The 18,918-nt window shown below is 52.0% G+C and carries 16 protein-coding genes; 4 read left to right on the top strand and 12 right to left on the bottom strand.

Translation table 11 applies throughout. The features are described from left to right. Positions 1 to 92: 92 nt before the first annotated feature. From ubiA to recG, 3 genes are all read right to left on the bottom strand, one after another. The gene (ubiA, locus tag A3193_RS00305) at positions 93 to 995 is read right to left on the bottom strand and encodes a 4-hydroxybenzoate octaprenyltransferase (protein WP_235614875.1); all 903 of its coding nucleotides are present in this window, start codon (positions 993 to 995) and stop codon (positions 93 to 95) included. Then, positions 992 to 1,579, bottom strand: coding sequence for a chorismate--pyruvate lyase family protein (locus tag A3193_RS00300; protein ID WP_069013769.1), 588 nt, complete (start codon positions 1,577 to 1,579; stop codon positions 992 to 994). The genes ubiA and A3193_RS00300 overlap by 4 nt, the downstream gene beginning before the upstream one ends. A 117-nt stretch (positions 1,580 to 1,696) precedes the next feature. Continuing rightward, positions 1,697 to 3,805, bottom strand: a complete 2,109-nt coding sequence (gene recG / locus A3193_RS00295) for an ATP-dependent DNA helicase RecG (RefSeq protein WP_235614874.1) — start codon at positions 3,803 to 3,805, stop codon at positions 1,697 to 1,699. Between the two features lie 117 nt (positions 3,806 to 3,922). Here recG and A3193_RS00290 point away from each other — a divergent pair, with 117 nt between their 5' ends. Then, positions 3,923 to 4,339 (top strand): secondary thiamine-phosphate synthase enzyme YjbQ, encoded by a 417-nt coding sequence (locus A3193_RS00290; RefSeq protein WP_069004217.1) that lies wholly within the window; start codon positions 3,923 to 3,925, stop codon positions 4,337 to 4,339. 68 nt (positions 4,340 to 4,407) lie between these two features. Here A3193_RS00290 and A3193_RS00285 read toward each other — a convergent pair whose 3' ends face one another. From A3193_RS00285 to A3193_RS00265, 5 genes are all read right to left on the bottom strand, one after another. Then, positions 4,408 to 5,172, bottom strand: coding sequence for a hypothetical protein (locus A3193_RS00285; RefSeq protein ID WP_069004216.1), 765 nt, complete (start codon positions 5,170 to 5,172; stop codon positions 4,408 to 4,410). Between the two features lie 58 nt (positions 5,173 to 5,230). Beyond that, the gene (locus A3193_RS00280) at positions 5,231 to 5,617 is read right to left on the bottom strand and encodes a RidA family protein (protein ID WP_069004215.1); all 387 of its coding nucleotides are present in this window, start codon (positions 5,615 to 5,617) and stop codon (positions 5,231 to 5,233) included. A gap of 122 nt (positions 5,618 to 5,739) precedes the next feature. Next, complete coding sequence (gene spoT / locus A3193_RS00275; protein WP_069004214.1) at positions 5,740 to 7,911, bottom strand: bifunctional GTP diphosphokinase/guanosine-3',5'-bis pyrophosphate 3'-pyrophosphohydrolase; 2,172 nt, start codon at positions 7,909 to 7,911, stop codon at positions 5,740 to 5,742. Between the two features lie 120 nt (positions 7,912 to 8,031). After that, complete coding sequence (rpoZ, locus tag A3193_RS00270) at positions 8,032 to 8,304, bottom strand: DNA-directed RNA polymerase subunit omega (protein ID WP_069004213.1); 273 nt, start codon at positions 8,302 to 8,304, stop codon at positions 8,032 to 8,034. A gap of 116 nt (positions 8,305 to 8,420) precedes the next feature. Beyond that, positions 8,421 to 9,218, bottom strand: coding sequence for an AraC family transcriptional regulator (locus A3193_RS00265; protein WP_069013768.1), 798 nt, complete (start codon positions 9,216 to 9,218; stop codon positions 8,421 to 8,423). 53 nt (positions 9,219 to 9,271) lie between these two features. On the opposite strand from A3193_RS00265, the gene A3193_RS00260 reads away from it, so the two are divergent. Continuing rightward, positions 9,272 to 10,465, top strand: a complete 1,194-nt coding sequence (locus tag A3193_RS00260; RefSeq protein WP_069014684.1) for an MFS transporter — start codon at positions 9,272 to 9,274, stop codon at positions 10,463 to 10,465. A 206-nt stretch (positions 10,466 to 10,671) separates the two neighbouring features. Here A3193_RS00260 and A3193_RS00255 read toward each other — a convergent pair whose 3' ends face one another. The 3 genes from A3193_RS00255 to A3193_RS00245 all read right to left on the bottom strand — a co-directional run bounded on the left by A3193_RS00255 (position 10,672) and on the right by A3193_RS00245 (position 12,353). Then, a complete protein-coding gene (locus tag A3193_RS00255) occupies positions 10,672 to 11,127 on the bottom strand; it encodes a hypothetical protein (protein ID WP_069004211.1) in 456 nt (151 codons plus the stop codon). Positions 11,128 to 11,137: 10 nt separating this feature from the next. Further along, the gene (locus tag A3193_RS00250; protein WP_069004210.1) at positions 11,138 to 11,410 is read right to left on the bottom strand and encodes a hypothetical protein; all 273 of its coding nucleotides are present in this window, start codon (positions 11,408 to 11,410) and stop codon (positions 11,138 to 11,140) included. A gap of 127 nt (positions 11,411 to 11,537) precedes the next feature. After that, positions 11,538 to 12,353, bottom strand: coding sequence for a sterol desaturase family protein (locus tag A3193_RS00245; RefSeq protein WP_069013767.1), 816 nt, complete (start codon positions 12,351 to 12,353; stop codon positions 11,538 to 11,540). Between the two features lie 497 nt (positions 12,354 to 12,850). Here A3193_RS00245 and A3193_RS00240 point away from each other — a divergent pair, with 497 nt between their 5' ends. Then, on the top strand, positions 12,851 to 13,816 hold the full coding sequence (locus A3193_RS00240; protein ID WP_162273721.1) for a TolB family protein: 966 nt from the start codon (positions 12,851 to 12,853) through the stop codon (positions 13,814 to 13,816). After that, on the top strand, positions 13,817 to 17,143 hold the full coding sequence (locus tag A3193_RS00235; protein ID WP_069013765.1) for a M20/M25/M40 family metallo-hydrolase: 3,327 nt from the start codon (positions 13,817 to 13,819) through the stop codon (positions 17,141 to 17,143). A gap of 33 nt (positions 17,144 to 17,176) precedes the next feature. Here the strand turns inward: A3193_RS00235 and A3193_RS00230 are convergent, their stop codons facing one another. Then, positions 17,177 to 18,211 (bottom strand): acyltransferase family protein, encoded by a 1,035-nt coding sequence (locus tag A3193_RS00230; RefSeq protein ID WP_069013764.1) that lies wholly within the window; start codon positions 18,209 to 18,211, stop codon positions 17,177 to 17,179. Positions 18,212 to 18,918 lie beyond the last annotated feature (707 nt).

Below are 18,918 nucleotides of genomic sequence, written 5' to 3'. Positions count from 1 at the left end.
CACCTGGCCAGAGTTTGCTTAACAAGCCCCAGGATGACTAACAACCAATCAAACATTCCGGCTGGGGCCTGTTAACACTAATCCAATAGGCCCTAGAAAGCGTAATCAAGCACCAGCCCGACAAATACCACCAGACCAAACCGGTTGTTATTCAGAAACGCCTGAAAGCAGGCCTTGGGGTCACGATCCCGGGTCAGCCACTGCTGATAGAGAAACAGCAGCGCTGCGGCGGCAATCCCGAGAAAATAGAGCAGGCCGCGATCACTCATCAGACCGATCAAGACCAACAGCCCGAGCATGACTCCCTGCAGCAATCCGACGATCAGGTTGTCATGGCGGCCAAACAGAATCGCTGTCGATTTTACGCCGATCTTCAGATCATCCTCTCGATCCACCATGGCGTACTGGGTATCGTAGATCAGCGCCCAGATCAGGGTGGAGAGAAAAATCACCCAGGTGATCAGTGGCAGACTCTCGGTCAGCGCCATAAAGACCATCGGCACCGCCCAACCGAAGGCAGCGCCCAATACCACCTGAGGCAGATAGGTATAGCGCTTCATGAAGGGATAGAGTGCCGTCAGCCCCAACGCCACCAGGGAGAGATAGCGGGTCGGCCAGTTCAAAAAGATCAGCAAGGTGGCGGCCATAAGGGAGAGCACCAGAAACACCCCAAGCGCCTCCCTGGGCTCGATCAATCCACTGGCGATGGGACGATCCTCGGTACGCGTTACATGGCCGTCAAAATCCCGGTCCGCATAGTCATTGATGGCGCACCCGGCTGAGCGCATGATCGCCACCCCCAAGGTAAAGACCAGCACCATGCCCCAGGGAGGCGTCCCCTCAGCGGCAATCCATAACGACCAGAGGGTCGGCCAGAGCAGCAGCAGTATGCCGATCGGACGATGCAGCCTGACCAGCAGCGCATAGCGCCTCAGCCTCTCCCCCCAGCTCACAGGCTGGACCGGCGGCAGTCCCATGTTTGCCTCACCACTCATTGATCACCACTCATCCGCATTGGCAGCTGTGGCAGAAACAGCTCATTCACCAGAATCGGTCTCCGCGCCATATAGAACAGGGTACGCCTGCCCCACAGCAACTCCGGTCTTTTCTGAAGATGTTCACAGGCCGCATCAAACAGAGCATGCCCCGGGCTGAGCCTGGCAAACATGGTGGCGCCCCGAATCACCTTCGGATCGGAAAACAGTACAGCCCCAAGAGGCTTCTCTCCAAGCAGCATCAGTCGTCGTGCCGGACCTTTTAGGGTGGAGGCGGGAATCAGGGTTCGGGCGAAGACCCAGGGGCTGTCATCGCAGAGCAGCACCACATCCCGCACCAGCGCCAGCAGCCCCTGACGCATCTGCAGCGATTGCCGTTCACTGGTCAGCGGCCGGCCCCATTGCTGCTGCTGCAGCGAGACCCGGAACTGGCCAGAGCCACAACACTGGATCACCCGCCGGGTGAGGGAACCGGTATCGCGCAGCCACTCCTGAGCCTCCGGCGGAACCCCGCTGTAGCGGCGTTGCGACCAATCGCTCCAATGGGGTTCCAGTAGTGACCTCTTACTGCTTCGCTGACTCAAGCTTTGTTCCTTGAAAAAGATCGATTATGGCACAGCAGACAAGCAGTTGACGAACATCTGTGAAGCCGCACAATCGTTCCGCATCGGTCGCTCAGGGAGTCTCAATGGGCTCAGTGCTCAAACCCGCCCATAGTCGACCCGGTCACCCAGCCAGCGCTTGACCAGTGCGGTCGCGGCAGTCGGATCCTGTTTGATCACCATGGCCGCCCCATCACGAACATCATCCAGCATCTCCTGATCGCGGATCAGATCGGCGATCCGTAGCTGCATCTCCCCGGTCTGACGGGTGCCGAGCACCTCTCCGGGACCACGCATCTCAAGATCCTTCTGGGCGATCACAAAACCATCTCCGGTCTCACGAAGAATCGCCAGGCGCTGCTTCGCCTGTTGCGAGAGGGGGGATTGGTACATCAACAGACAGTGACTCTCAGCGCTGCCACGGCCCACCCGGCCTCGCAGTTGATGCAATTGCGCCAAACCCAGACGTTCAGGATTTTCAATAATCATCAGGCTGGCGTTGGGCACATCCACTCCCACCTCGATCACCGTGGTGGCCACCAGCAGATCCAGGGCGCCGGATTTGAATTGCCCCATCACCTGCTCTTTTTCATCCTGCTTGATGCGTCCATGCACCAGACCGATGTTGAGCTCGGGCAGCGCCTCGGCCAACAGCCGTTCGGTCTCTTCCGCAGCCTGACACTGCAATACCTCCGACTCCTCAATCAAGGTACAGACCCAATAGGCTTGACGCCCTTCCGCACAGGCTGCTCTGACCCTTGCAACCACCTCATCACGACGACTGCTGGAGAGTACGGCCGTGGTGACCGGTTTACGCCCCGGTGGCAGGCCATCGATCACCGACAGATCGAGATCGGCATAAGCGGTCATTGCCAGAGTGCGTGGAATCGGTGTCGCGGTCATGATCAACTGGTGAGGCGTGCGATTCTGCTGCTGCCCTTTTTCCCGCAAGGCAAGGCGCTGATGCACACCGAAACGGTGCTGTTCATCGATCACCACCAGCCCCAAATCGTTAAACGACACATCATCCTGAAACAGCGCCTGGGTACCCACCACCATCTGTACCTCAGCCGACTCGATCCGTTGCAGCACCTGCTCCCGCGCACGCCCCTTGAGCCGCCCGGTCAACCAGGCGATCTCAACCCCCAGGGGGGTCAGCCACTGACTGAAGTTGTTCAGATGCTGCTCCGCCAGCAACTCGGTCGGCGCCATCAGGGCGACCTGACTGCCGGCACCGATCGCCTGCAGTGCCGCCAAGGCACTGACCACGGTTTTACCCGAACCCACATCCCCCTGAACCAGCCGTTGCATCGGTTTCGACTGCGCCAGATCATCCTCGATTTCACTGACCACCCGAAGCTGGGCCTCGGTCAGGCTGAAGGGCAAAGCCTCGAGCAGTGCCTGTTTGAGTCGGTTCTGTTCGGCAAAGGCGGTGCTTTTGATACGTTGATGCTCTGCCCGTACCGTCAGCAGACTGATCTGGTGAGCCAGCAACTCCTCGAAGGCAAGCCGTTGCTGGGCCGGATGCTCACCGGCAAGCAACAGCTGTTGATCCACATCCGGCGGCGGACGATGCAGAAAACAGACCGCCTGCAAAAGACTGGAGAGTTGAAAGCGCTGTAACAGATTCTCAGGCAGCAGCTCCTGCAACGCAGCAGGCGATCGATCCAGCAACTCGAGGGTCTGGCCGATCAACCCTCTCAAAGTCAACTGATGCACTCCCTCAGTGGTCGGATAGACCGGGGTCAAGGTATCTTCAACCATCAACGGTTCATCGTCTGAGAGCCGCTGATATTCGGGATGCACCATCTCCAGACTGGAGGGACCGCTACGAACTTCGCCGAAGCAGCGCAGTCGCACCCCTCTGCTGAGATTCTGACGCTGAGCATTACTGAAATAGAAAAAACGCAGAAACAGACTGCCGGTACCGTCGGAGAGATGGACCATCAGCGAGCGACGCCGGCCGAACTTGACCTCAGCCAGGTCGACCTCCCCTTCAATAACCACCTGATCACCCCGCCGTAAAGCGCCAATCGGATGGACCCGGGTTCTGTCCTGATACCGCAGCGGCAGATGGAACAGCACATCCTGCAGGGTGATGATCCCCAGTTTCGCAAGCTTTTCGGCACTCCTTGCCCCAACCCCTTTCAGCAGGGTGACAGATTGGTCTGCCAGACTTTTCAGTTCAATATCCTTTTTCAATGTCACTCGCTTTCATACGGTTTGAAGGTAAACTGTTAGCGTGTTCCCATGGCTTCATGGTTGCACTTGGTCATCCATGTTGAGACAACATTTTCAAGATTATGAACCCGGAGTAAAGTGGGAATGGTGGCACAGGAAACATTCAGTATTCAAACTCGCGGCAGGGAGACGGTCAACATCACCCACCAGATAACCTCTCTGGTGGATCAGTCCGGCATCCACAGCGGCATCTGCCAACTCTTTCTGCGACACACCAGCGCCTCATTGATCCTCTGCGAAAATGCCGATCCCGATGTCCGTTCGGATCTGGAGCGTTACCTCTCCAGACTGGTAAAGGATGGCGATTCGATCTTCCAACACACCATGGAGGGCCCTGATGACATGTCGGCACATATCCGCACAATCCTCACCCACAGCGATCTCAGCCTGCCGATCAGCAACGGACGACTGGCATTGGGTACCTGGCAGGGAATCTACCTGTGGGAGCACAGAACCCATCCCCACAATCGTCAAGTGATGGTAACTTTAATCGGGGAATAAGGGGACGAGAGAGGTGACAGGGATGACGCCAGGGACTGGTTTGTTGTAAACAGCCGACTCAACAACACTCACTTATCGAGTTTCACCTTTCCGCCAAACAATCGGCCAACCAGGCTGTGTTTTGTTTTTGCCATCCACTCTTCCCGCTCACTGAGCAACATCTTGGAGAGATTGACCAGGGATTGGAGGGTTTTGGTACTGGCGATCTGCATCCTGATTTCTGTCTGTTCGGTGGCGCTGCTCCAGGGTCCGCCATTGTGCTTGCGGATGAAACCGACGACCTGTTGGTGCAGCGCATTACGCAAATTGGCCACCAGATCCTCTTCCGCCTTCTTTGGGTCCCGGCCGACCAGTTCATGGACATGTTTCTTCGCCTGTTTGGGAGTCACCAGTTTCAGGGTGACACAGTCATTCAGCAGCAGATGCTCCATCTCAGAACGTCTGTCCTTGAGACGTTCACCCATCGATTTCGCTTCCGGAACATAGCCGGTGGCTTTTTTGTTCTGCTGATGAGCCGTTACCGGCTTGGCCGGTTCCTGTTGCTCGGCCACCACCTCTTCCGCCGATCCCTCCTGAGCTCCATCTGACTCACCCGATACCGCCGGATCGGTCAACTGACCGACCTCCCGTTCCAGCCATTTCGCTTTTTCGTTCAGTGCCTCATGAAAATCGGCAACCGAACTTTCAGGATTCAGCATACCCATGGTCGCCTCTTCCAGGATCTGCACATAGTAGCCCATGATGCTGGGGTCGGTGATACCGTGGGATTGGCAGATGACAAAGGCACGTCCTTTGATATTCACCTGCATCATCTGCTTGAGTTGGTCGCTCATATCAAAAATAAAAACCAGTTATAAGGGCCTGATAACACGAGCGTCTACTGCTTATCCGCTATGAGTCAATCTCCATAATAGCATCCATTTCCACCCCTGCATCTTTCGGCAGAGCCGCCACCCCGATTGCCGCTCTTGCTGGATAGGGTTCAGCAAAGTAGTCGGCCATCACCTGATTGACCACAGGAAAGTGAACCAGATCGGTGAGAAACACATTCAGCTTGACCACATCGGCGAGGCTTCCGCCGGCCGCTCTTGCCACCGCCTGCAAGTTATCGAACACGCGTCTTATCTGTTGTTCGATATCACCTTCAACCATCTCCATGGTCTCCGGAACCAGTGGGATCTGTCCCGATAGATAGACAGTCTGCCCCACCTTCACCGCCTGGGAATAGGTACCTATTGCCTGTGGTGCCTGGTCAGTGCGGATAATTTCACGACTCATGTTGTAACTCCTCTGGGTGTTATCGGGCCTGTCCGGGCCACTTTGATGATGAATAGCTTGTCTATTTTATGCTGCAGCATCTGCAGCGTTCGAACAAATCCTATCGATCGTTGCTGCTGATGCTATTTGAGACGACTGATGCGCATCACAGAGGGAAGTGAACGGACCTGGCGCATGATTCTCGCCAGGTGCAGACGATTCTTTACGGTAATGACAAACACCAGCGTAGATGAAAGCCCATCCCGTTCCTCCGATCCCACATGTTCGATATTGGACTCCTGCTGTGAAATCACTGAGGCCACGGAGGCGAGAACCCCTCGTTGATTCCCTGACTCGACCTTGATCTTGGTTGCGAATTCGCCCTGTACATCGGGCTCCCATTCGGCCTCGATCCATTTGTGTCCGTGCTTCTTGTAATCCCCAAGATTGGGACAGCCCTGACGATGAATGACGATCCCCTTGCCCGGATTGAAGACACCGACAATGGCGTCATCGGGTATCGGCCAGCAACACTTGGCAAAATTGACCACCATCCCTTCGGTACCGCGAATCGCCAGTACCCCGGAAGGCTCAGCCTCCTGAGCGCCAGTCTCGCTACCAGCCGGCACCATCTCCTCGCCAGCCAGGCGACGGGCAACCAACAGCGGCATATGATTGCCCAGGGCGATACCCGCCAGCAGGGAGTCCAGATTTTCCAGGCGGAACTCTTCCAGTACCTGATCGATCTGCGACTTATCGATCTCCTCCAGTTTGAGTGTCAGCAGATTCAATTCCCGCTCCAGCAGGCGCCGTCCCAGGTTGACCGCCTCCTGGTCCTGAAGATTCTTCAGATAGGATCTGATGTTGGCCCTCGCCTTACCGGTGACCACGAAATTGAGCCAGGCGGGACTAGGCCCTGCAGTCTCCGAGTTGATGATCTCCACCGTCTGACCGTTATGCAGCCTGGTGCGCAACGGTACAAGCCGGCGATCGACCCGAGCCGCCACACAGGTATTTCCCACATCGGTATGCACGCTGTAGGCAAAATCGACCACCGTGGCCCCCTTGGGTAACACCATGATGCGTCCCCTTGGCGTGAAGACATAGACCTCATCGGGAAACAGGTCCACCTTCACATGTTCGAGAAACTCCATCGAATCGCCAACACCCTGCTGCATCTCCAACAGGTTTTGCAGCCAGTCGGAAGCACGGGATTTTACCCACTGACCACTGGCTTCCCCTGTCTTGTACATCCAGTGAGCCGCAATGCCCGATTCCGCCAGCTTATCCATCTCTTCGGTGCGGATCTGGATCTCGATCGGAATACCCTGGGGACCAAACAGCACCGTATGCAGAGACTGATAGCCATTCGCCTTTGGTATTGCAATATAGTCCTTGAATCGGCCGGGCATCGGTTTATAGAGATTGTGCACCACCCCAAGTACCCGATAGCAGGTATCCACCCGATCGACGACGATGCGGAAGGCAAAGACATCGACCACCTCGGAGAAGCTGAGTTTCTTCTCCACCATCTTTTTGTAGATGCTGTAGAGATGCTTTTGTCGGCCGTTGACTTCACCCTGAAAGTCCTCCTGTTGAAGACGGGTACTGAGCGCCTTCTCGACATTTTCAATCAGCTCCCGATGGTGGCCACGGGCATCCGCAACCGCTCCCTTAAGCGCCCGGTAGCGCATCGGCCAATAGGCGGCAAAGCCCAACTCTTCCAGTTCGAGCCGCATGCTGTTGATGCCCAGCCGGTTGGCGATGGGAGCGAAGATATCCAGAGTCTCCTTGGCGATCCGGCGCGATTTGTCCGGTCGCATCACCCCAAGGGTTCGCATGTTATGTAAGCGGTCTGCCAGCTTGATGAGAATGACCCGGATATCCTTGGTCATCGCCAGCAGCATCTTGCGCAGACTCGCAGCCTGGGCCTCCGCCTGGGAGTTGAAATCGATCTTGGAGAGTTTACTGACCCCATCCACCAATTCGGCGATCTCCGCATCGAAGGTATCGGCCAGCTGCTCTTTGGCGGTGGGAGTATCCTCAATCACATCATGCAGAATCGCAGCCATCAGACATTTGTAATCCATACGCATGGTGGCGAGGATGCGTGCCACAGCAACCGGATGATAGATATAGGGTTCACCGGTTTTTCGATGTTGGCCGACATGAGCCTCGGCACCAAACAGATAGGCACGATAGACTTCGCGGATATGATCCGGGGAGAGATACTCCTCCAGATAGGCACACAGATCACTGATCAGAAAACGGGGTGTATCCTGATCTTTCTCTATGATGCCTAAAGGGTTGCTCATTCGGGCACTCCAAAAACACAACTAATGGAGAATTCTGTGCCGATTCAACCCTGAGTTGCAAGTCAATAGACAGGAAAAAATGGCTGGTGCGGCGATAAATGCCGCACGCGGGGGAAAATCTTATTGGTTTGGTTCCATCGGCGTGATATCGACATCCATGATCGCCTCATCGAGCACGGCCTCTTCCTCAGCGAGCTGTGCATCCAGTTGCTTATGGGAGATCAGGCCCTCAGCGATCTCACGCAGCGCCATAACGGTGGGCTTGTCGTTTTCCCAGGGCAGCAGAGGCTCGACGCCATTGACCAGTTGACGGGCCCGTTTGGTGGCAAGCAAGACCAGATCAAAACGGTTATCCACAAATTCCATGCAATCTTCAACTGTCACACGTGCCATCGTTTTTCCCCACCGGAATGAATTTCAAAGGGCCTCAGGGCCACAAAAAAGAGAGGAATCATAAACCAAGTTACCGCCAAAGCCAATTTCCCAGTCAAAATAAGCGGAAAAACCCCTCATCGCTGATCTGAAAAAAACCGTGCCGGGGGCACCCCCAGGTTTTCACGAAACATCGCAATGAATGCGCTGGGGCTGCCATACCCCAGCTCATAGGCGACCTCCGTCACGGAGGCACCATTACCTAACCGGTCGATCGACTCCAGCAACCTCAAGCGACGACGCCAGGCACCAAAACTCATCCCGAGATGACGAATAAAGAGTCTACCCAAGGTCCGTTCACTGGCACCGATCTCTACAGCCCACCCGGCCAGTGCGCGGTTGTCCGCAGGATTGGCGATCATGCTATCGGTAACCCGGCGGATCCTCGGTTCAGAGGAAAAAGGCAGATAGAGGGGAAAGCGCTCGATTTTTTTCAATTGATCCAGGATCACCAGCATCAATCGTGCCTCGGCCGTCTCAGGCTGATAGTCATTACCAATCGCTGCCGCCTCCAGAATCAGCGCCTTAAGTAGCGCCGACACCCTTACCACACAACACTCGTCAGGCAACGCCTCGACATAACTCGGATCGATATAGACCGATCTCAAGGAGACAGCCTCGGCCATCTCCACCTCATGCATCACCCCAGGGGGTATCCACAGCGCCTGAGAGGGGGGAACCAACCAGGCTCCATCATCGGTGGTCGCCTTCATGGCGCCACGGATGGCAAACAGCAGCTGCCCTCTCAAGTGAGAGTGTTTCGAGACCAGTTCCGAGGCCTTCCGCTCACTTGTCAGAGTCAAAACAGGCCGATCCGCGTCCACCACATATCCCACGTGAACCTGGGGGTCTATTGTCCGGTTTTCAATATTCATTGTCAGATTATAGCTATTACGACAAACCAAATCCCCATCATAATAGTCACATGATGAAGATTCCGACACAGATCAGAGAGCGACCTGAAGTTCTGCTGATGTTGATGGCAATTGCCGTACCGCTCAGTTTTGCCGCTTGGCAGACTCTGTTGAACAACTTTGCCATCGAAAGAGTAGCCTTTACCGGCCAGGAGATGGGCATTCTGCAGAGCCTGAGAGAGATCCCCGGATTTCTTGCCTTCGGCGTGGTTTTTCTGCTGCTGCTGGTGAGGGAGCAGAAGCTCGCCTACATCTCGCTGGCTCTGCTCGGACTGGGTACCGCACTGACCGGTTTCTTTCCCTCTGTAATCGGCCTCTACATCACCACAGTCATCATGTCGGTTGGATTTCACTACTACGAAACCCTGCAGACCTCCCTGGCACTGCAGTGGACCGACACATCCAACTCCGCCGAAGTGCTCGGCAAACTGATCGCAGCCGGCTCATTTGCCTCGATCCTGACCTTTGGTCTGATCTGGCTTGGGGATAACCTGCTGCAACTCGACTACCAGTGGATCTACCTGGTGATGGGAGGACTCACCCTGATGATCGCCCTGATCTCCTGGTTGAGCTTTCCCCTCTTTCCACAGAAGACTGAACAGCACAAACACATGGTGCTGCGTAAGCGATACTGGCTCTTCTATCTGCTGACATTCATGTCCGGCGCGCGCCGTCAGATCTTCGTGGTGTTCGCCGGCTTTCTGATGGTGGAGAAGTTTGGTTACAGCGTTTCACAGATTGCCATGCTGTTTTTGATCAATGCGACCATCAATGTCTTTCTTGCCCCACGCATCGGCCGCCTGATCGGCCAGATCGGGGAGCGTCGAGCCCTGCTGATCGAATACAGCGGACTGATTCTGGTATTCGTCGGCTATGCCCTGGTGGAAAACGCCACCATAGCCGCCGGACTCTATATCATCGACCACCTCTTTTTCGCCCTGGCAATTGCTCTCAAAACCTATTTTCAGAAAATTGCCGATCAAGAGGATATCGCCTCCACCGCCGGGGTCAGCTTCTCCATCAACCATATAGCAGCGGTGGCGATTCCCGCTGTGTTCGGGATCATCTGGATGAGTTCACCCGCACTGGTGTTCTATGCCGGCGCCGCGATGGCCGCCATCTCCTTGATGCTTTCGCTGCTGGTGCCTGAAACCCCCACACCCGGCAGGGTCAGCCGTCTGGCCTATTCCAGCGCCGGCGGGAATTAAGGCATCTCTGAACAGTTCATTGCCCGGACTGCCGGGTGGTCTGGATCAACAGGCTGAAGAGGTTGCTGATGACTACCTGTAGACCATAGCGACCTACATGAAGCAGTTTCTGAAAGACAAACAGTACCAATCCCGCTTCAGGCTTGAACAGGCAAGCCGATCAGCCATCTTTGCCAATCCCCTTGGTCTTGAATGAATCTCAGGAGTTAATAAAGATACTCAATCTCGTCATTCACGAAGGTATAGCGGGGCTGTTTATACCAGCCATACAAAAAAGACCAACGGGGCTCTTTATGCACCTTCGACTGATAGATCTTTAACTGACCGGTTTTGTCATTCATCCAGAAGTCGAGGTCATAGAGCTTATCCGGCTCACCCACCACATGAAAATCCGTACAGGCAAAGTAGATATCACTGCCGATCTGTCTGACCGGGTCATGGATACGCACAAACTTCAGTGTCAGCACTTCTCCGGTTTTATCGTCACGCAGACGAAAAACACCATGCTCATCCACCACATCCTCGATGTGCTGCATCATGGTTGACTTGATGTCTTCAACATAATACTTGCGACTGTCGGTGGGTGTGTGGTCTGACTCATCAGCCATACATAGACTTGTCGCCAATCCCGCCAAACCAATCAGCAGCAGATATCTGACCATCTCTTGAATCCTATTTGGCTACCGGTTTACCTGCATGTTCTGCAGGTTTACCGCCATGCTCCATCTTCTTCATCGCTTTACCGCCATGTTCACTGACTTTTTTCGCCTCATCCTCCATCGCTTCCATTGCCTTTCCACCATGCTCTGCAGCCTTGCCGGCATGTTCTGATGCCTGCTGCTTTGCCTTCATTGCCTTGCCGCCATGTTCAGCAGCCTTGCCTGCGTGTTCCGCTGAAAATACCGCCAACGGAAACAGTAACACTAGGCCAAGTATCTTTTTCACAACATCTCTCCTCACAATTTTTTTAGGTTATAGAATCTCTGCATGAATCCGGTCTGAGCACTCTTAATTGGACACACCATCCAGACTGGTTCAACAAATCGCTTGGTATATATATGATCGCCGTACCTCAGTCAGCCAACCCCATATTTCTCCGACTGAATGGCTCAATCAACCAGGCCTTGAAGGAGAACGCCGTCTCCCGGGCCTGAGGTAAGCCGATCAGGTCTCCATGATCCGCACCTTTTTCCTCTCTGGGCATCTGATTATAGCTGCCGAACAGAGGATCCCAGAAACTGAATATGGTGGAGAAATTTGCATCACCATAGGTCCGTTCAACCCGATGATGGGAGGTGTGAAACCTGGGAGTCACAATGACTCGGCACAAAACCCGCTCAATTGGCTCAGGCAGATCAATATTGCTGTGGTGAAACTGGGCACACAGACTGATCAATCCTTCAAATACAAACCAGGCAATTGCGGTGGGCCCCCAGATCAGTATCCATAGTGCTTTGGCGAAGGATGAAAGAAAAAGTTCACCCGGATGGAAACGCAGTGCAGTGGTCACATCCATCTCGGTATCCGCATGGTGGGCTTTATGAAAACGCCACAGCAGAGGAAAACGGTGATTCGCTCTGTGCCAGAAATAATCAAACAGATCGAGCATAATCAGTGATATCACAATCTCCAACCAGCCATTCAGACCCAGCCAGCGGGATATACCCCAGCCCTGTTGCTCGACATAGACGATCCACAGCAGAAAGGGCACATAGATCAATACCCTGACAATCACGGTGTTCAGCGCCGCTACAGCGGCATGAAACATGAAGCGGTTGATTCGTTTCCCCTGCCAGACACGGACAGGAAAGATGGTTTCAAGGAGGATAAAAAGACTCAATCCACCCAAAAACAGAATCAAGCGGCCACCATCCAGGTCCAATTCCATAATCAATCAGCTCTCAGTTAAATACTAATGGTCTATCCGAACGGCTTCATTGAGCCCTAACCAGGACGATCATCTTAGCCATATCGAGTGGATAAAATTCAATAATATTAACCTGGAATTTTCACTGGCCTACATATTATCGAACTTTCCGACTGTTCGGAGGCAATGGCTTGTGTTAAGGAACCTCTGAATAAGTCTGAGCTGAACAGATTGTCGATCAAAATGTGCCGATTCAAGGCGCAGATCGCACGTAATAACCAGCGATTGTGAAGATCTGCAACGCAGAAGCGGTGCATTTTGGCGACAAGATGCCGGTTCATGACTTGTTCAGAGGTTCCTTAACTTGTAGGTTATCAATCTGAGTAGTTCACACACCACTAAAAATCCGAAGACGAGATCCAATGTACTACAGAATAGCCCTATTGTTTAGCTTGACTTTTACCCTTCCAGTTTACGCAGAACAGGCGCCAGTCTTGAAACAATCGGATGATCGTCATATGTCAGACCTGACTCAGCTGACCTTCAAGGGGGACAATGGTGAGGCCTATTTCAGTTTTGACGGGCAGCAGTTGATCTATCAGTCGAACCGGGGTGGTTTTGAGTGTGACAAGATCTGGACCATGAACATCGACGGATCCAACAAAACCATGGTAAGCCCGAATCATGGTGCACACACCTGCGCATTCTTCCAACCCGGGGAAAAACAGATCGTTTTTGCTTCCACCAGCCACCTTGAGGGAAGCTGCCCAAGCAAACCCGAATGGCCCCCGCATATACGATATGCCTGGCCCCTGCACCCTTACAATATCTACCGGGCCAATGTCGACGGTTCTGACCTGACACCACTAACCGATAACCCCAAATATGACGCTGAACCGATTGTCTCCGCAGATGGGAAGTCGATCGTTTTCGGTTCACAGCGCGAGGGGGATTTCGATATCTACCGGATGGATGTGAATGGTGGCAATCTTCAACGTCTGACTGATACAGAAGGCTATGATGGTGGGCCATGGTTTTCTCCAGACAGCACAAAGATTGTCTGGCGTGCCTGGCATCCCACCACCGCCGCTGAAAAATCCCAGTGGCAGGAAAACATGAATCAGGATTACATTCAATCCACACCACTGGATATCTGGGTAATGGATGCAGATGGCAATAACAAAATACGTCTCACGGACAATGGCGCCACCAACTGGGCACCCTCCTGGCATCCTGACGGTAAACGAATCGTCTTTTCAAGCAACATGGATGACTGGCGGGATGATTACAAAACATTTGGTCACAACTTCGAACTCTATCTGATTAACAGAGATGGATCGGGGCTTGAGAGGATCACCTACAACCAGGTATTCGACAGTTTCCCCATGTTCTCACCCGACGGCAAAAAGATTGTGTTTGGCTCCAACCGCAACCCGAACAAACCTCGCGCAACGGATATTTTCATTGCTGACTGGATTGAATAGATGAATAGAGGCCTTCTGTTTCTACTCTGGTTGATTTGCACTCCACTTCTGGCGCTCGAGAATCATCCTCCCATCCACCATCAACTTGATGTCAAGCTGGTACCGCAACGGCAGACGCTTAGCGTTATTGATCGTATCTCATTCACACAACCCCTGTCTGATCTCAAGCTGATCCTGCACGCCGGCCTGAAACCACGCTTTTCGACAGACCAAGGCGAGCTTCAGGTCAGACTTGACCATCGGGATGGTTTTGCCGAGCGTTATGAGATCAGCCTGCCCAAAGGAGTAAACCATTTAACTGTGGAATACACAGGCCGCATTCATCATAAATTGACTTCCAGCCGCAAGGAACAGTCAAGGGGATTTAGAAACAGTGCAGGGCTAATCGATAAAAAGGGAATTTTTCTTGCCGCAGGCAGCTTGTGGTATCCACAAATCGAAGCACACCCCTATCTGACTTTCAACATGAAGGTTACCCTGCCAACCGGCTGGTCCTCGGTCACTCAGGGTCATCGGCAGAACTCTCAAAACAGCAGTGAACAGAACATAGATCATTGGCATATCGACAAGCCACAGGATGAGATCTATCTGATTGCAGCAGAGTTCACCGAGTATCAGAAGATTGCAAAACTGCAGGGGAAACCGGTATCGGCTCAGGTATTTCTTCGTATGGCAGATCAGAAACTGGCAGACCGATATCTTCAGGCAACAGTCAAATATCTGAAGATGTACGAACAGTTGATCGGAGCCTATCCCTACAGCAAATTCGCATTGGTTGAAAACTTCTGGGAAACCGGATTCGGTATGCCTTCATTCACGCTGCTTGGTTCCAGAGTGATTCGTCTTCCCTTTATACTCAACACATCCTATCCCCATGAGATCCTGCACAACTGGTGGGGCAACGGCGTCTATGTGGATTTTGACAGCGGTAACTGGAGTGAGGGATTAACCGCCTATCTGGCAGACCACCTGATCAAGGAACAGCAGAACCAGGGTGTCAGCTATCGTCAGCAGAGCCTGCAAAAGTATCGGGACTATGCAGCCAAGCAGAGAGACTTTCCCCTCTCAGCATTCAAAAGCAGACACAGCTCAGCTACTGAGGCGGTAGGTTATGGCAAAACCCTGATGATGTTTCATATGCTGCGCAAGCAACTTGGAGATCAACTTTTTACCAAGGGGCTTCGGCAGTTCTACCAGCAATACGAGTTTAAAATTGCCTCATTTGCAGACCTTCAACGAACATTTGAAGCCATCAGTGGAGAATCATTAGCAAGCTTCTTTACTCAATGGGTCGAATACACAGGCGCGCCTGAACTTCGACTCAAATCGAGCAGAATCGACAGGCAAGCGGACAAAGTTCGTTTACAGTTTACTCTGCAACAGCTTCAGCCTGACCATGTATATGCTTTGAATATCCCAGTCGCAGTTTCACTGACCAATCAAACCGAAGCACAACAGTCGGTCGTCACCATGACGAATCGAAAGCAGACTTTTGAAATAAATCTGCCTTCGACTCCGACCCGACTCGAGATTGATCCACAATTCGATCTATTCAGAAAACTGGCACTGGAAGAGACTCCTCCGGCTTTCACACAAATCTTCGGCTCGACCAAATTGCTGGTAATCTATCCCAGCAATACAACCCGCGAGATGAAAAAAGCCTGGCAAGACTTTGCCGATGACATCTCCCACATGGGACCGGAACAAGTCACCATAATTGCAGATGATAAGATCGAGAGACTGCCTGAAAACAGTGCAGCAGTAGTACTCGGCTGGAACAACCGTTTTACAAAACATGTTCAAGAAATGCTGAAACAGCATCCATTGGCCTTTACTGCCGATTATGTCCGGGTGGACGCAGAACAGATCAGCCGACAAAACAGTGCCTTTGCATGGGTAACAAGAATCAGAAACCAGACCAGTCAACCCCATCCATTGGCACTGATCACTGCGGACCTGCCCGACGCACTGCCAGGACTGGGGCGAAAAATACCCCACTACCATAAATACAGCTACCTGGCCTTCAGCGGTACGGAACCAAAAAACAGCCTGAAGGGACGCTGGCCGGTTGCAAATTCACCATTGACCAGACTCTTCACACCGGGTGCAGCAAGAGCGAAATTAGAGTCTTCCTCACCATTGATCGAACCGGTACTTGAATACAATCCTGAAAAAATGATGCAAACCGTACGCTATCTCAGCGATCAGCAGCTGCAGGGGCGAGGACTGGGCTCTAAAGGTCTGGATCTGGCAGCAGACTATATCGCTGCAGCTTTCAAAAAAGCGGGATTGAAACCCGGCGGTGAGCAACAGGAGTACTTTCAATACTTCCATGCGAATGACGACCAGGGGAAGTCACATCGCTTGAAAAACATCATCGGCATTATTCCAGGCAGACACCCACAACTCTCACAACAAAACCTCGTGATCGGCGCTCACTATGATCACTTGGGGCTTGGCTGGCCCGATGTTCGTGAAAACAACCGGGGCAAGATCCATTTTGGTGCTGATGACAATGCCAGTGGCATTGCTGTCATGCTTGAATTGGCACGAATACTGGCAAAAAATCATAAACCCGATCGTAATATTGTTTTTGTTGCTTTCAGTGGTGAAGAGGCAGGTCGCCTGGGTTCAAAACACTATGTAAAGCATCAACAAAGGTATCCTGTCTCCGAGACGATTGGAATGCTCAATCTCGATTCTGTCGGTCGTCTGTTTGACAACAAACTGATTGTGCTCGGCGCAGAGAGCGCTTCAGAGTGGCCCCACATCTTCAGAGGCATAGGTTTTGTTACCGGCATAGAGTCGGCGATGGTCAATGAACCACTCGACGCCAGTGACCAGATCAGCTTCCATGATGCCGGAATCCCGGCGGTACAACTCTTCTCCGGTGCCCATACGGACTATCACAGACCCGGGGATACTGCTGACAAGATTGATCTCGAAGGCATGATCAAGGTAGCCGAGGTCAGTAAACAGATTGTGGAGTATTTAGCGGCACGTGAAGAGCCAATGACAATTCAGCTGTCAGGCATCCAGCATTCCCATAAGCCACCCAAACAACGCAAAGTCTCTCTCGGCACAATCCCCGACTTCACATATCAAGGCAATGGTTACCGTCTGGGTGGCGTGGTACCCAACTCTCCTGCGCACAACGCGGGACTTAAAAAAATGGATATCATTGTCGGCATTGACCAAACACCCATCAAGGGCCTGCGGGATCTTTCAATAACACTAAAATCCCTGAAACAAGGTCAGACGATTCAAATAGAATACTTGAGGGACGGCACAACAAACCAGACCAGTGCACAATTGAAAAACAGATAACCTGCCTGGCACGTTTGAAAAAAGAGCACCTCTTTATCTGACTTTTGCAGGCAGAAACAGAAGCGCCAAAAGATCACTTTTCACTACAAACCATCTGATAAGCAATGGAATTGAAATGCTTAAGCCAAAACAGAGAAACGCAATCGCAGTCAATATCTGAACATCACTGATACCTTCGGAAAAATAGGTATAGAAAAGTGTATTGATGATGTTGTGGAAAATAAGAATAAAAAGGCTCGCCTCACCCAACCTCAGGGGAATGATACTGAGCCACTCACTCTTCGAAATCAACCAGGAAAAGGTAATAACAACATAGCCACCGCAGATCGCCCCGATGGTAGCGTACAGAGAAAAATCATACTGTCTTTTATTAAGCGTAATCCGGGCATCCGTAAGCGTCTCGATAATGAGAAATACAACAACAGCAAGCAGAAATAACCAGATATTCGGCTTAAAGTTAACCACTTGATCTCTCATCATATAACCGAACAGAAAGAAGACTGATGTGATCAACAAAATATCAATTGAGAAAGGAAGGCCTGGTAACTGGTACCCATTACCTAGAAAACTGACCTCTCTGTACCAAAAGGTACCGATAAACTCCGAACCAACGCCTAACAGAAGTAACAAAAAGAGTACTTTCGTACCAATCGACCAATCCGAGAACTTAAACCAACGGAATAACCCATAGGCAAACAGGAATACCGCAAAGAGGTGAGGCAGAAACCACATCGGTATCCATTCGATCGTGTCACCAACCCCATAAAAAATCCCCACAAGCCGCTCTGCCAACCCTTCCTCGCCAGATAAAAAACTCAGCAGAAACAGGGACAGCAGAACGACCAGATAAGGCTTTAAAAGCGCCTCAAATTTGTGGCTTATAAACGCTCCAGGGGCTGCTGCCCATGAAAAGAAGATACCCGACAAAAAGAAAAACAGGGGCAACCTGAAAAGAGAGAGGGGATCCACAATATCGGGAACAAATATCCTCAGCTTGGTATGAAACATCGCTACCAAGGCAATTGATACCCCTTTCGCTATGTCTACATGCTTGACGCGAGAGCCCATTACCACCCCAATACCAACTCTACTGTTTCTGCCATTATTTATGCTGCAAATCTGATTGTCTATCAGTAATTGATTCTTGCTGCAGGGCTCTATGAATCGGTTAGCACGCTATAACCCAATCTAACCAGATCACGCAAATTGCGACACAATTCCAGAAACACTGCCCCACCCAACAGCTCATCACACGCATCACTCTATGCAGATCCTGCGATCGACCTATCTTACGTGTAGCAAAGACCATATATAACAAATGACCGCCTGTTCAGTTGGCGATTTCTGATTAAAAGAATCAAACTTAACCAGATGGTGTCAGCACTGTGGTTTAGGTTTTTTTAGTAGTCGATCCACATCAGTCAGTGACTTTCGCGGAAGACAAAACGGTCGCCAGCACCTTTACCCGTATGATTTTTAACCTCTCTCATTCTAGTTTCTGTTGTAAAACAACCTCAATAAAAGTGTCAGTAGTTGAGGAGATTCAATCATCTTTTAGTATTTAAATTCCTATCCTGACAATCATTCCACAAACAAACCAATGTAAGAACAGACTATTATTAATTCTCCGCAGATGAGTGCCAGTCGACAGTTCAAGACAAATCCACCACTTCAGGCTGTAACAATTAACGAAAATTAACAAATCATAAGAGCTGATCTTCAGGGTAACAATCTGCAGCAAAAGATAGCGTCAATTCAATTGCAAACCGCTCAGG

This window comes from Candidatus Thiodiazotropha endoloripes (assembly GCF_001708965.1).
Lineage (GTDB): Bacteria > Pseudomonadota > Gammaproteobacteria > Chromatiales > Chromatiaceae > Thiodiazotropha > Thiodiazotropha endoloripes.
Note: the sequence above shows the minus strand (reverse complement) of the source record. Positions and strands in the feature narration are given on the sequence as shown.